Below are 14,805 nucleotides of genomic sequence, written 5' to 3' on the forward strand. Positions count from 1 at the left end.
TCAACGCCGCAGCGCTGCCTCCGCCCAGGCTACCGGATCCGGGAAGCGCGGCTTGCCCGGCGTGCGTGCGACCAGCTCGATCAGCGCCTTGCCGGCGACATTCGCCTCCAGCGGGGTCGCCGGTTCGCCGAAACGCATCGGGCGCGAGCGTGCGAGCAGCTTGCCGTCGCCATAGATCTCGAAGGTCACCGGCTGGCTGCGATCGCGCGCGGAATCGTCGATGCCGACCAGGGTGGTGAAGCGCGCATAGCCCTTGTTGCGCACTTCGAGCCGCGAGTTGGCGAGAATGCCGATCCCGGTGTCGAAGCGCTTGCCGGCGACGCCGATCTGCTCGGAATAGGGCGTGCTGTCCGGCTGCGCGCCGCCCCAGCCGCCATAGCGCGGCGGCTCGCGCGAGATGCGGGTGCCGGCCCAGGGCAGGATCGCGCGGTGGACCAGCGGATCGACTTCGGGCGCGACCACCCCATCGATCGCCGGGTTCACGCTGCCTGGCATCTCGGAGAGATAGAGCCCGTCGGGCAGCACCCGCTTGCCGGTGGCGCGGAACAGCAGGGTCTCGCGCGGCGCCAGCGTCAGGTCCTGCCGGTCGCGGAACCTGGACTGGGCGCCGGTCCAGATGTCGGTGAGCGAGATATCGGCGTCCGCCGCATATTTCAGGTGCGACGCCATCAACGAGGCGGTGACCGGATCTGAGGTGCGGTTGAGCACTGCGACCGCCTTGTCGCCATTGGCGAGCGTCTTCACCAGGATGCTGACATCGTCGGAATCATAGGCGAGCACCGCCTGGTTGCCGGCGGGATCCTGATCGAGCGCGATGACTTCGCTCTTGCCGAGGATCGCCATCAGCGCCGGCTCCGCGTTGCGCAGATCATAGCCGATCATCAGCGGCGCGTTGAGCATCGCCCAGAGGCTGAAATGCGAGCGCGCTTCGGTCAGGTGCTTCGCGTCGAAATCGCCCGTGCCGATATAGAGCATGTCCGGATCGTTCCACGAGCCGGGATGCGCGTAGAGCGGGCGGCGGATCGACGTGTCCATGTTGTGGAGCATCCGGCCCCAGATCGGGAAGATGTCCTCGCTGGTTCGTGAGATGCTCGCCATGCCCCGCGCCCAGGAGCGCACGTCCGCGGCACCCCACAGGCAGAGCGAGAAGATGAAGTCATTGTCCGGGTTGTTGCGCTCCAGTGCCTGGCGGACCTTGTCGTAGAGCGCCTTGGTCGCGGCGATGTCCGTCCGGCCCAGTGAGCCGCTGTCGACCAGCGGCGTCAGCGCGCGGAATTCGCCCGACAGCACCTTGGGCGAGTCGGGCCAGAGCCCGCGAATGCCGCAGCCATCGACCTTGATCAGGTCGAAGCCCCATTCGCCGAAATAGAGCGCGATGTCCTGGTCGACATGGCCGTACAGACCGACCTCGCGCTCGGCGACGGTGCCGCTCGGCTTGTTGGGGATGTCGTCGCTGTGGATCTGGCCACAGCTGTTGCGACCGATGTCCGAATAGATGCCGGCCTTGAAGCCCATGCCGTGCAGCTTGTCGGTGAGCGGGCGGAAGCTGGTTCGGCCGTCGGGCAGCAGGGCGGAGGGGAATTTGTCGGTGCGGATCACCATCCGGCCATCGGCGGCGCGGCGCGCCCACCAGCCTTCGTCCAGATCGATATAACGATAGCCCTTGGCGGCCAGCCCCGACGAGGCGATGATCTGGGCGGAACCGAGCAGCTTCGCCTCGCTGATGTCGAGTGCGAACGCATTCCAGCTGTTCCAGCCCATCGGCGGCAGTTGCGCGGCACCGCGCGTATAGGCGCTCCAGCGGCCGGTGGGTGCCAGCGGATCGGACTGGGCGGCGAGGGGCGTCGTCCAGAGCGCGGCGAGCGCGAACAGCGCGGTGGCGGCGGCGCGCTTCACTTGCGGGCCTCGAACGCGAGGTTCTTGCTGAAGAACGGGATCACATGGTCCTGGAAGCGCATCGCAACCCCGCTGGTATGATCGCCGGAATAGATCTCGAAGCTGTTGGCGATGCCGTAGCGATCGAGCGTCTCATGCAGCTTGCGGGCATCGTCCTTCAGCCCGTCGCGATCGCCGACATCGATCGCGATCGCCCGGTAGCGGCGCAGGTCGCCGACATATTGGTCGACAAAGGCGAGCGGGGCGTTCGCCGCCCATTTCGCCAGCACCTGAGGTTGCACCGCGCCGTCCTTCACCGGCAGGTCGAGGAAGAGCGGCGGGTTCTGCGGATTGGGCGACCAGGCCGCGGCGGTAGCGAGCTGGGCGCGTTCGCCCCAGCCGAGCTTCGTCGCTTCGTCGATCGACTTGAGCTTCTCGAGCGCCGCGCCGCTCGCTGCGTTGAACTGGGCGGGGTCGCGCGGTGACAGGCAGCAGGGGCTCATCATGTAGATGGCGCCGAATATGTCGGCATGCTTCATCCCGATCCGCGAGGTGCCGTAGCCGCCCATCGAATGGCCGGCCAGGCCGCGGCTCTCGCGTACCGACAGGGTACGATAGTGCGCGTCGATATAGCGGACCAGGTCGCGCGCCACGAAATTCTCGAAATCACCGGTGGTGGCCGAGCTCGAGTACATCGAGCCGTTGTGGACCGTCCTGCTGTCCGGGAAGACGACGATCATCTCGCGGGCGCCCTTGGCGAAACCGCCCTCGACGGTCTGGGGCACGTGGATTTCCTTGGTCCACTGCTCCGCGCCGATCGAATAGCCGTGCAGCGCGTAGAGCACCGGATAACGCTTGCGCGGGTTCTTCGCATAGCCCGGCGGCAGGAGCACCAGCACATCCCGATCGGCTGATTCGCCTTCCAGGTTGCCGGCGATCGCGGGGGAATGGACCTTGATCCACTTTGTGGTGGCGGGAAGTGCGCCTTGCACCGGCGCCGGTGCGTTGGTGGTGACCTGCGCCGATGCCGGTAGGGCCGCACCCATGAACGTTAGCGCTACCAAAATTGCCGCCGCATGGGCCGATATTCTTGCCATGATCCGGGATCCCCTCTTTGCGGATCGTTGTCCGCTTTGGCTTATTAGTCAGTTTAATGGTGCTGGAGTCAATTGCCGAAATCTCGGAGTGATGCGCTGATCCAAGGGTAATGGCAGGCGGAAATCGGCTGTTTGATCCAGCTATTTTGTCGTAAATAAGTACGAGTAATAGGCAGGCTAGCCACCGCGCAGGATCTGCATGATCGTGGCGCGGATCCGGCCGTAATTGGCGCGCAGCGGCCCGAGGATGCCGTGCCGTTCCTCCGGCAGGTGTGCGAGCGGATGGCCGTCGGGCCGGAACACATAATGGTCGAAAAAGGCCCGCCACGCCGCCCGTTCGGCAGCTGGCCGCTCGGCAATGGCGATCATCGCGAGCAGCATCGTCGTGTAGGGCGCGTCCGGCCCGGCGCTGAACCCGTCCCACCAATAGTTGACGAGCATGTTGACCGGTTCGGTCGCCTCGACCTGGTGCCACCACAGCTTGGGGATGTAGAGCGCATCTCCCGGCTCGAGCTCGACCACCAGCGCGCGCTCGCGTGCCGCCTCGAAGCGCGGATAGCGCGGATCGCCGGAAGCGGAGCCGGCGGCCAGGCTCGTCGGCTGGCCGGCCATGGTGTGGTCGATCGGGCCGACATAGAGGTCGCCGATCGCGTCGGGCGGGTAGAGGGTGAAGCGGCGCCTGCCGGCCACGACGATCGCGAGATTGTCATAGGTGTCGTAGTGGCAGGCCACCCGTGAGGCATTTCCGAGCCAGATGCGCGGCTGCACGCCGGGCGGGAGGGGGAGGGTGGTATTTTCTTCCGCGAAGCCCGGGAAATGCAGCTCCGCCGGCAGGGAGCCGAGGTAAAGCGAGGGGAGGTCGGGCCGGTCCGCGGCGGCGGCGATGCGTGCCAGTGCCTCGGACAGGGCCAGGGTCTCCCGGTCGAAATTGAACCCGCCGGCGCCATCGCCATAGTCGTATCGCCCGCCGATCGCAGGCGCGCCGACAAAGGCCTGGGCGGTCCGCCCGCTGTCGAAGCCGAGCAGATAGGTGAAGAGCGCCCGTCGCGACTCGCGTGCGGCTGCGACGGTGGGCCAATCCCTTGCGAGGCCGCGCAGCACCCGCGGTGCGCAGGGTTCCGCGACGGTGCGGGTGAAGGCTTGGGCATCGAGCATGCCGGCAGAAGCCATCTCGGGAAGGCCTTCAGTCATTAGTCTGAGTTAATGGCAAGTCGATGGTTGCGCAGATGCGCCAGGGCCGAGACCTGCTTGAGGGAATCGATCATGCAATAGGCGAGTTGCAGGTAGCCGCGACGGAACAGCGCGAGCGCTGCGCCGTCGTCGAGTTCGCCGAGGCTGTCGAGGCTGATCGTGTACAGCCCCTGCAGCGTGACGGTCTCGCCGTCGTCGAAGCGCAGCGAGATGTCGATCGGTTCGATCAGGCGGTGCTCGAGCATGGCCTGGATGAAGCGATCGGTCTCCTCGACGCCGTTCTTGAGTTGCCCGAGTATCTTCTGAACCTGGCGGAGGCGCTCCGCCGGCGTGCCGTCGGCCTCGAAGAGCGGCTGGCCTTCCCGGTCGCTAAAGCGCGGATTTTCGCGGTCGATCGCGATATTCTCGCCTGAAATGAAGAAGCCCTGGCGCTCGAGATCGAGTGGCCGATACGGGGCGGGGCCGGCAGTTTCCTGCAGCAGGTTCTCGCCCGGCCTGAAGCCGTACATCGCGCCCGCATAGAACTGTCCGGTCTCGGCGCTCTTGGTCAGCAGGATCGGGCAGCGTGTCGCCGCCGTCGAGAATTCCGCCGCGACGACCTGCACGAAGTGCGGCGTCTCCAGTCCGCTGGTCCGCACGCGCAGGGTGCGGTGCGCTTCCAGGTCGAGCAGTTCCAGTTCGCGTGCCATTCCTATCCCCTCCAGGGCTTGCTGCGCCGGCGCATTCGATGGTGCGCGCGTCCGCAGGTCAAGCCGCCATATTTGCCCGATAATTACACCGACAAAATATTCTTGATAGCGCTAACTTTCTATGATTAGTTGTCGTCAGATTCGCAGAAGATGAATCGGGGAGGATAGCCATGCCACCTTGGTGCAAGCCAAGGGTCGTTGAGCCCTGTTCCGGATAAAATAGCGGTATTTCAACCGCCTGACTGCGGATCACGCGTCGAGGGAGCTCGGCGTGGCAACGAGCCCATACTCTGGAGGGGGTTTCGAAATGAAGGCTTTTAATAAACGGACAAATACTATCCGGGCACGCAATGTGGCCAGGATGGCGCTCGTCGGCGCGACGAGTTTGGTAGCGCTCACAGTCGCTTCACCTGCCTTTGCGCAGGACCAGGGCGGTTCCGCACAGACCGGCGAGATCAGCGAGGCCCAGGGCCAGGAGATCATCGTCACCGGCATCCGCGGCTCGCTCCAGCGCAACCTCGACGCGAAGCGCGAGGCATCGGGCGTCGTCGACGTGATCTCCGCGGAGGACATCGGCAAGTTCCCGGATTCCAACGTCGCCGCGTCGCTGCAGCGCCTGCCGGGCGTCTCGATCCAGCGCGACGGTACGCGCGGCGAGGCCAATGGCGTCACCATCCGCGGCTTCGGCGGTGACTTCAACGAGACGCTGATCGACGGGCGCCGCCTGTCGACCGCGACCGGTGGCCGCTCGATCGACTTCAGCACCGTTGGCTCGGACTTTGTCGGCGCGCTGACCGTCTACAAGACGCCGGACGTCTCGGTGGGCGCCAACTCGATCGGCGCCACGATCAACATCTCCTATCCCAAGCCGTTCGACCGGCCGGGCTTCCACATCGCCGCTTCGGCCTCGGGCTCGATCCAGGACGACGCGAAGCGCGTCGTGCCGACCGGCGGCCTGCTGATCAGCCACACCTTCGCGGACGATACGTTCGGCATCCTGGCCGACGTGATCTACACCCGCCACGACACGCGCGTGAACAACGTCTTCGTGCACGGTTTCCCGGGCGGCAAATATGCGCCCTGCCAGCTGGCGGGCAGCACCGCGGCGACCTGCAACCCGACGACCGACACCACCGCGCCGGCCTCGCAGCAGCAGACCGTCATCGGCTTCTTCGAACAGCAATATGGCGCGCAGCAGTCCTACACCAAGGACGAGCGCATCGACGGCCGCATCGCGCTTCAGTGGAAGCCGACCGACGACGTGCTGCTCACGCTCGACAACAACTTCTCGGACCAGCGCATCAATGCCGACACGTTCGGCTTCGGCATCTGGTTCAACCAGGGTTCGTTGCGCAATGTGAAGCTGGACGCGAACGGCGTACCGCTCGACTTCACCCAGGCAGGTTCGCAGACCGATTTCACCGCGGCGCGCGACAGCAACTGGCGCCGCACCAACCAGACCGGCCTCAACGTGAAGTGGAATGCCACCGAACATCTCGAGATCGAGGCGGACGGCAGCATCTCGACCAGCTGGCTGAACCCGGATGGCCGCATCAACTCGCGCGGCGCCGATATCGGCTATGGCTTCGGCATCGGCCCGTCGCTCGGCATCCGGATCAACGGCGACAGCGACAAGGTATTCCCGTCGCTGGTGAACTATGGCGCAGGCGGCAATGCCAGCCGCTGGGCGGACACGTCCGTCATCGGCTCGCACGTGACGGTGAACATCGCCAACAAGAACACGGACTCGATCAAGCAGGGCAAGCTGCAGGCGAAATGGTCGCAGGACGACCTGACGCTGACCGTTGGCGGCACCTATCTCGACGACGACTTCAGGTTCCGCAGCGCCAACACCTTCGCCAACAATTACTGGCAGGCCTATTCGGGCTATGGCCCGGCATCCGGCACCACCGGCGGCGTGGCGATCCCGACCAGCCTGTACAACGGCATGGTGAGCACGGCGAACTTCATTCCGGGCTTCACCGGGGCGCTGCCGCCAACGCTGATCGACTTCTCGGCAATCGCCTATCAGGACTATCTGACCGGCCTGGGCAATCCCCAGACCAAGGTGATCCCGGGCTACAACACCGGCTGCTGCACCGGCTTCACCGGCGCGTTCGACGTGATGAACGACGTCGGCAGCTATCGGAACATCAGCGAGAAGACCTGGGCGCTCTATCTCTCGGCGCAGTTCAAGACCGAAGTGGCGGGCATGCCGTTCCACTTCAACGCCGGCGTGCGCCAGGAATCGACCAGGATCGCCTCCACCGGCGTCGGCCGCCTGCCGACCTCGATCACGCCGAGCTCGACCGACCCGACGCTGCTCACGGTGAACTTCGGTCCGTCGCAGCAGGTCACCACCAAGAGCGACTACAGCTTCCTGCTGCCCGCGGTGGATGCCAAGCTCGAGCTGACCAAGAACCTGATCCTGCGCTTCGATGCGTCGCGCACGCTCACCCGGCCGACGCTCAACCTGCTGACCCCGGTGCTCAACATCGGCACCGGCCAGCGCATCGGCGCGCTGACCGCGGACGGCGGCAACCCCGCGCTCAAGCCGTACCTGGCGGACAATTTCGATATCGCCGCCGAATGGTATTATCAGCGCAACTCGTACCTGGCGGTGAACTTCTTCCTGAAGAACGTCTCCAACTTCATCGTCCAGGGCACGCAGCGCCAGACGATCAACGGGGTGACTGATCCGTCGACGGGCCAGCCGGCGCAGTTCACGGTGTCGCAGCGGATCAACGGTCCGGATGCGACGGTGCGGGGCGTCGAAGTGGCGCTGCAGCATACCTTCGGCAACAGCGGCTTCGGCTTCATCGCCAACGGCACGATCGTAGGCACCAACAAGCCCTATGATCCGAAGGACATCAGCACGAGCGGCTTCGCCGTCACCGGCCTTGCCAATTCGGCCAATTTCGTCGGCTTCTTCGACAAATACGGGTTCGAATTCCGTGCCGCGGTCAACTGGCGCGACGAATATCTGCTCCAGTTCGGCCAGGTGCAGAACACCGGCGCCTTCGGTGCGGAGCCGACCTTCGTCAATGCGAGCACCCAGGTCGATCTGAGCGCGAGCTATCAGATCACCAAGGAACTCAACGTCTTCGGCGAAGCGCTCAACATCACCAACGAGACGATGAGCACGCGTGGCCGGTTCAAGAACCAGCTGCTCGACGTCTATGGCTATGGCCGGCGCTTCACTGCGGGCATCCGCTACCGCTTCTGACCTTCCTCCTCACCTGGGGATGTCGTTTTGACATCCCCAGTCCTTTTTTGCTGAAAATCGGAAATGATGCGCCCGGTCAAAAACATCGTGATCGTCGGCGGCGGCACCGCAGGGTGGCTGACGGCCGGCGTGATTGCGGCGAGGCATCGCAGCCGGATGGCGGCAGGCTTCACCGTTACCCTGGTCGAATCCCCCAACACGCCGATCATCGGCGTCGGCGAGGGCACCTGGCCGACATTGCGCACGACGCTGGCGAAGATCGGCGTTTCCGAGACGGATTTCTTCCGCGAATGCGACGCGGCCTTCAAGCAGGGCGCCAGGTTCGCGCGCTGGACCACGGGCGCCGAGGACGACGCCTATTACCACCCGCTGATGCTGCCCCAAGGCTTCCACCAGCTCAACCTGGTGCCGCACTGGCTCTCGGACAGCGGCGCACGCAGCTTCTGCGACACGGTGACTCCGCAGGGCCGGATCTGCGATGACGGGCTGGCCCCCAAGACCATCGCGACGCCCGAATATGACGCGGTCGCCAACTATGCCTATCACCTCGATGCGGGCAAGTTCGCGCCCTTCCTCCAGCGGCATTGCTGCGAGAAGCTGGGCGTGCGCCATGTGCTCGCCGATGTGCGCCAGGTCCTGCTAGCCGAGGATGGCGACATCCGTGCGATCGGCACCGAACAGGCGGGCGAGATCGAAGGCGACCTGTTCGTCGACTGCACCGGCTTCCGCTCGCTGCTGCTCGGCGAGGCGCTGGGCGTGCCGTTCAGGGATTGTGGCGACGTGCTGTTCTGCGACACCGCGCTCGCCGTCCAGATCCCTTATGAGCACGAAGACAGCCCGATCGCCTCGCACACCATTTCCACCGCCCAGTCGGCGGGATGGATCTGGGACATCGGATTGCCGACGCGGCGCGGCACCGGCCATGTCTTCTCCAGCAGCCATATCTCGGACGACGCGGCCGAGCGCGAGCTGCGTGCCTATCTCGGCCCGGCAGGCAAGGACCTGGACGTCCGCAAGATCAAGATCCGCTCGGGGCACCGCGAGACCTTCTGGAAGCGCAACTGCGTTGCCGTCGGCCTGGCCGCGGGGTTCCTCGAGCCACTCGAGGCGTCGGCGATCGTGCTCATCGAGCTGTCGGCCAAGCTGATCGCCGAGCAGATGCCGCGCTGTCGCGAGGTGATGGACGTGGTCGCGTCGCGCTTCAACGCGACGACCCATTATCGCTGGGGCCGGATCATCGACTTCCTCAAGCTCCACTATGTCCTGACCAAGCGTACCGACAGCGCCTTCTGGCGGGACAATGTGCTGCCGGAGACGATCCCCGCGCGGCTGCAGGAACTGATGCTGCTGTGGAAATACCAGTCGCCCTGGTTCCATGACGAGTTCGACCGGGTCGAGGAGGTCTTCCCGCCGGCCAGCTATCAATATGTCCTCTACGGCATGGGCTTCCGCACCGAAGTAGAACCCGAGGCGCTCGCCGGCGACGTGCGTCTGGCCGAGCGTGCGATGCGCGAGAATGCGGCGCAGACCGAGCGGCTGCGCGCGGGGCTGCCCCGGCACCGCGACCTGATCCGCAAGATCCAGGAACATGGCCTGCAGCCGGTCTGACCGGCCGGCCACCAGAAACAAGGAAGGCACGACAATGAACCGTTCCGCGGCTGCTTTCGGCGCACTCCTGCTTGCGGGCACTGCCTGCGTCTCGGTGCCCGCAATGGCACAGGGCAATGATCCGTCCCCGGTGGTCGTGCAGGCGGACAAGCTCGCGGCCGATCTGGTCGGCAAGATGACGACCGACGAGAAGGTTGATCAGCTGCTCAACACCGCGCCGGCGATCCCGCGGCTGCAAATCCCGGCGTACAACTGGTGGACGGAGTCGCTGCACGGTGCGCTGGGCTCGCTGCCGACCACCAACTTCCCCGAGCCGATCGGCCTCGCCGCGACCTTCGACGCGCCGCTGGTCAAGCAGGTCGCCGGATCGATCAGCACCGAGGTGCAGGGGCTGCACGCGCTGGCCCGCCAGACCGGCCGCATGGGCCGGATCGGCACCGGGCTCGACACCTGGTCGCCCAACATCAACATCTTCCGCGATCCGCGCTGGGGGCGCGGGCAGGAGACCTATGGCGAGGATCCGTTCCTGACCGCGCATATGGGCGTGGCCTTCGTCACTGGCATGCAGGGACCGAACCCGGACCTGCCCGCGGTGGTCGCCACGCCCAAGCATTTTGCGGTGCACAGCGGGCCGGAATCGACCCGCCACAGCGCCAATGTCTTCGTCTCGCGCCACGACCTTGAGGACACCTATCTCCCTGCCTTCCGCGCGGCGATCGTCGAGGGCAAGGCCGGATCGGTGATGTGCGCCTATAACCGCATCGACGGCCAGCCCGCGTGCGCCAGCGACGAGTTGCTGAAGGAGCATCTGCGCGGCGCCTGGGGCTTTGACGGCTATGTCGTGTCGGACTGCGATGCGGTGAAGGACATCAGCGACAATCATCATTATGCGCCCGATGCCGCCACGGCAGTCGCAGCGGCGTTGCGGGCGGGGGTCGACAATGAATGCCACAACGCGACGCTCTCCGACACCGCCGGGCTGGGCGATCGCTATCGCGAGGCGCTGAAGCGCGGTTTGATCACCGAGGCGGATATCGACCGGACGCTCGTTCGCCTGTTCTCCGCCCGCTATCGCAATGGCGATCTGCCGGGCGTGCGCAAGGCCGCCGGCGACCCCGCTGCGGTCGGCGCGCCGGCGCATGGCGCGCTGGCATTGTCCGCGGCCGAGAAAAGCCTGGTGCTGCTCAAGAATGACGGCATCCTGCCGCTCAAGCCCGGCCTGCGCGTGGCGGTGATCGGGCCGCTCGGCGATGCGACGCGCGTGCTGCGCGGCAACTATTCCTCGTCGCTTTCCGCCCCGCCGATCTCGGTGGTGGACGGCCTGCGCCGCGCGATGCCGGGCGCGCGGGTGGACTATGTGCCGTTCAGCGAGACCTATACCGACGGCGATCCGATCCCGACCAGCGCGCTGCGTTCGCCCGACGGTCGCCCGGGTCTGCTCGCGCGCTACTACAATGTGCTCAGCACGCCGCCGGCGCGCTTCGCACCCGGCGGGCTGGGCGAGTATGCGCGCGCCGCGAAGTTCGCCGACACGCCCGTCGCGAGCCGGATCGAGACGAGCGTCGATGGCCGCAGCCTCGATCTCGCGCAGGTTTCCGATCACCACCGCGTGGTCTGGACCGGCTTCATCGTGCCGCCGGAGACCGGCAGCTATCGTCTTGGCCTTTCGGGCTTCATGAGCGGCACCCTGAAGTTCGAGGGCAGGCTGATCGCCGATCTCAAGGACGCCCCCTGGGGCAGCCTGCCGGCGATGAAGACGGTGCGGCTGGAGAAGGGCAGGCGCTATCCGGTCGAAATCACCGGGGACGCGCATACCGGCACGACCGGGGTCGGGCTGGTGTGGAAGCGCGTCACCGCGACGCCGGAGCGCGATCTCAAGGCCGCGGCGGCGAGCGCCGATGTGCTGGTCGCCGTGGTCGGCCTCACCTCCGATCTCGAAGCGGAGGAATCTCCGGCCCAGATCCCGGGCTTCAAGGGCGGCGACAAGACCACGCTCGATCTGGCGCCTGATCAGCAGGCGCTGCTCGAACAGGCCAGGGCGACCGGCAAGCCGATCGTCCTCGTCGCAATGAACGGCAGCCCGATCAACCTGGCCTGGGCGAAGGACAATGCCGCGGCGGTGGTCGAGGCCTGGTATCCCGGCCAGTCGGGTGGCCTCGCGATCGGCAATGTCCTGTCGGGCAAGACCAATCCCTCGGGTCGCCTGCCGCTAACCTTCTATCGCAGCATCGACGACCTGCCGCCCTTTGGCGACTATTCCATGCAGGGGCGGACGTATCGCTACTTCACCGGCACGCCGGTCTACCCGTTCGGCTATGGGCTCAGCTACACCAGCTTTGCCTATGCGCCGCTTGAGGTGGCGTCCGTCGGCGGCAATGCGGGCAAGGGCATCCGTGTTACCACCACCGTGCGCAACGCCGGCGCGCGCGAGGGCGACGAGGTGGCGCAGCTCTACCTGAACTTCCCCGATGACCCCGGCGCACCGCGGGTCGCGCTGCGCGGCTTCCAGCGCGTGACGCTGAAGCCGGGCGAGGCGCGGACGATCCGCTTCGACCTCTCCCCGCGCGACCTGAGCGCCGTGACGGTGGACGGCGTGCGCAAGGTGCTGGCCGGCGATTACCGCGTCACGGTCGGCTCCGGCCAGCCGGGCACCGGCGTGCCGGGCCAGAGCGCCGGCTTCGCCGTTCCGGCAGCGGTGGTGCTGCCGAAATAACCGCTTACCGGCCCGGCTTCAGCGCCGGGCCGACAAGGCGCAAGGGCTGACCTGCCTTCAACGTCACGGCGACGCGCTGCCCGCCGAGCCGCACGATGCGCTTGCCGCCCAGCGGGCTCGCCAGTGTCGCGTGGACGAGCTGGCCATCCCGCCATTCGAGGTCGATGGTGCAGGCACCGGGCGCGCGCAGGCCGCGCACCGATCCGGTCGGCCAGGCCCGAGGCAGGGCAGGCAGCAACAGGATCTGGTCGTCATGGCTCTGCAGCAGCATTTCGGCGACCGCCGCGGTGCCACCGAAATTCCCGTCGATCTGGAAGGGGTTGGCGTTGAGCAGGTCGGGATAGACGCGCGCGCTGCCCAGCAGCAGCATGAGCTGACGGTGCGCGCGGTCGCCGTCGCGTAGCCGCGCCCAGAGATTGGCCCGCCACGCCGTGCCCCAGCCGCCGGTATCGTCCCCGCGTCGTTCGAGCGAGCGCCGTGCCGCCGCGGCCAGCTCCGGGGTTTCGTCGAAATCGATCTGGTGGCTGGGGAACACGCCATAGAGATGTGAGACGTGGCGGTGGTTCTGCTCGGGCGCTGCGGCGTCCCAATCCGCCTGCCATTCCTGCAGCTGCCCCTGCGCGCCGATCTGGTTCGGCGCCAGCTTTGCGCGGGTCGCGAGCAGTTCGCGCGCGAAATCCGCGTCGAGGCCGAGGGCCTTCGCCGCCTGTGCAGTCTGCGCGAACAGGTCGCGCAGCAATTCCATGTCCATCGCCGGCCCGGCGCAGATGGTCGGCCCGTTGGCGCCACCGGAATGCGAATTTTCGGGCGACATCGAGGGATTGGTGACCAGATGCCCGGTGTTCGGATCGCTCTGGAGCGTGTCTAGGAAGAACAGCGCCGCACCACGCATCAGCGGATAGACGCTGCGCAGATAGGCGAGGTCGCGGCCATAATCGTACCGCGCCCACAGATGCGTGCAGAGCCAGGCGCCGCCCATCGCCCACATGCCCCATTGCGCGCCGTCGATCGGAGCCGTCGCGCGCCACAGATCGGTGTTGTGATGCGCCACCCAGCCGCGCGCGCCGTACATCTCGCGCGCCGTCTTCGTCCCGGTCTCGGCGAGGTCGCGGACCAGCGCGATCAGCGGCGCGGTGCATTCGGCGAGGCCGGTCGGCTCGGCCGGCCAGTAGTTCATTTCGGTGTTGATGTTGATCGTGTACTTGCTGCCCCAGGGCGGCTGGCCGCTGTCGTTCCACAGTCCCTGGAGGTTGGCCGGCTGGCTGCCGGGTCGCGACGAGCCGATCAGCAGATAGCGGCCATAGTTGAAGTAGAGCGTGGCGAGCGCCGGATCCTCGGCGGTCCCGACCGCGGCGATGCGCGCGTCGGTCGGCTGCTCCGCCGCAGGGCTGGTGCCGAGGTCGAGCGCGACCGCACGGTAGAGCCGCCGGTGTTCCGCGGTGGCCGCCGCAGCGATGCCCGCGAAGCCGATCTTCGCTGCGGTGTCGATCTGCGCGTTGATGATCGCCAGCGGATCGCCGCGCAGATCGTCGTAGCGGCGATAGTTGGTGGCCATCGCGACCAATATCGTCACCGAATCCGCATCGCGAACCCCGATGCCGCCCGCGCGCGGTTCGAGCGTGCCGCCTTCGTGCAGCACCTGTACCCGTCCGGCGAACCGGAGTGCCGCGGCAACGCCGTGCTCGTCGCGATTGGTGCCCGTCACGATCAGCGTGTCGCGCTCCACCGCAAGCGAGCCCGGCTGGGCCGCGTGCAGCGTGACACCGCAGTCGATGCGTCCGGGCTTGTCGGCGCTGATCCGGACGGCGATCACCTGATGCACGGGGCAGGCGATCACCTCGCGGCGGAAGGTCGCGCCACCCACGGTGAAGACCGTCGTCGCGGTGGCGGAGTCGAGATCGAGCTCGCGCCGATATTCACGCGCCCAGAAGTCCGGGATCTCGGGCATGTCGATCAGCAGCTCGCCGAACGACTGGTAGCTCATCTGCGACAGCGGCCTCGCCATCAGCGCCGTATCGGCCAGCTTCTGCGCTTCGGCATAGCGGCCCGCGAAGACCAGCCGGCGGACTTCAGGCAGCGCGGCGCGCGCCGCCGGGTTCACCGACTCATAGGGGCCGCCGGTCCACAGCGTGTCCTCGTTGAGCTGCAGCTTTTCGTTGGAGATGCCGCCGAACACCATCGCGCCGATGCGGCCATTGCCCACCGGCAGCGCCTCCACCCATTCGCGGGCCGGCTTGCGATACCAGAGGCGATGCGCGCCTGTCGTCTGCGCCTGTGCGTGGCTCGCGGAAGGTAGCGAAAGCCCTGCGGCTGCGGCCGCCGAACCCTGCAGAATCTGTCGCCGCGTAATGTGCAAGCCGTCCGACAACGCCATTCCCGGATCCTCTCTGATTCCCGCGTCTTCAG

General features: G+C 66.6%; 8 protein-coding genes. 3 read left to right on the forward strand and 5 right to left on the reverse strand.

Annotated features, from left to right (window positions below; all coding sequences use genetic code 11):
- From GGR46_RS04780 to GGR46_RS04795, 4 genes are all read right to left on the reverse strand, one after another.
- Positions 1-1,896: an NPCBM/NEW2 domain-containing protein gene (locus GGR46_RS04780; RefSeq protein ID WP_343058005.1), complete on the reverse strand. Its 1,896-nt coding sequence runs from the start codon at positions 1,894-1,896 to the stop codon at positions 1-3.
- Positions 1,893-2,921 (reverse strand): alpha/beta hydrolase, encoded by a 1,029-nt coding sequence (locus GGR46_RS04785; RefSeq protein WP_246425895.1) that lies wholly within the window; start codon positions 2,919-2,921, stop codon positions 1,893-1,895. The genes GGR46_RS04780 and GGR46_RS04785 overlap by 4 nt, the downstream gene beginning before the upstream one ends.
- A 228-nt stretch (positions 2,922-3,149) precedes the next feature.
- Positions 3,150-4,163 (reverse strand): cupin-like domain-containing protein, encoded by a 1,014-nt coding sequence (locus GGR46_RS04790; protein ID WP_183995041.1) that lies wholly within the window; start codon positions 4,161-4,163, stop codon positions 3,150-3,152.
- Positions 4,163-4,852 (reverse strand): SapC family protein, encoded by a 690-nt coding sequence (locus GGR46_RS04795; protein ID WP_183995043.1) that lies wholly within the window; start codon positions 4,850-4,852, stop codon positions 4,163-4,165. Before GGR46_RS04795 ends, GGR46_RS04790 begins: the two co-directional genes overlap by 1 nt.
- A gap of 361 nt (positions 4,853-5,213) precedes the next feature.
- On the opposite strand from GGR46_RS04795, the gene GGR46_RS04800 reads away from it, so the two are divergent.
- The 3 genes from GGR46_RS04800 to GGR46_RS04810 all read left to right on the forward strand — a co-directional run bounded on the left by GGR46_RS04800 (position 5,214) and on the right by GGR46_RS04810 (position 12,399).
- A complete protein-coding gene (locus GGR46_RS04800) occupies positions 5,214-8,078 on the forward strand; it encodes a TonB-dependent receptor (protein WP_221262657.1) in 2,865 nt (954 codons plus the stop codon).
- A 66-nt stretch (positions 8,079-8,144) separates the two neighbouring features.
- Complete coding sequence (locus GGR46_RS04805; RefSeq protein WP_221262658.1) at positions 8,145-9,686, forward strand: tryptophan halogenase family protein; 1,542 nt, start codon at positions 8,145-8,147, stop codon at positions 9,684-9,686.
- Between the two features lie 34 nt (positions 9,687-9,720).
- Positions 9,721-12,399: a glycoside hydrolase family 3 C-terminal domain-containing protein gene (locus GGR46_RS04810; RefSeq protein WP_183995049.1), complete on the forward strand. Its 2,679-nt coding sequence runs from the start codon at positions 9,721-9,723 to the stop codon at positions 12,397-12,399.
- Positions 12,400-12,403: 4 nt separating this feature from the next.
- On the opposite strand, the gene GGR46_RS04815 is transcribed toward GGR46_RS04810, so the two are convergent.
- Positions 12,404-14,773 (reverse strand): glycoside hydrolase family 95 protein, encoded by a 2,370-nt coding sequence (locus tag GGR46_RS04815; protein WP_183995051.1) that lies wholly within the window; start codon positions 14,771-14,773, stop codon positions 12,404-12,406.
- Between the last annotated feature and the right edge of the window lie 32 nt (positions 14,774-14,805).

Origin of the sequence: Sphingomonas kyeonggiensis, from assembly GCF_014196745.1 — a bacterium.
Lineage (GTDB): Bacteria > Pseudomonadota > Alphaproteobacteria > Sphingomonadales > Sphingomonadaceae > Sphingomonas > Sphingomonas kyeonggiensis.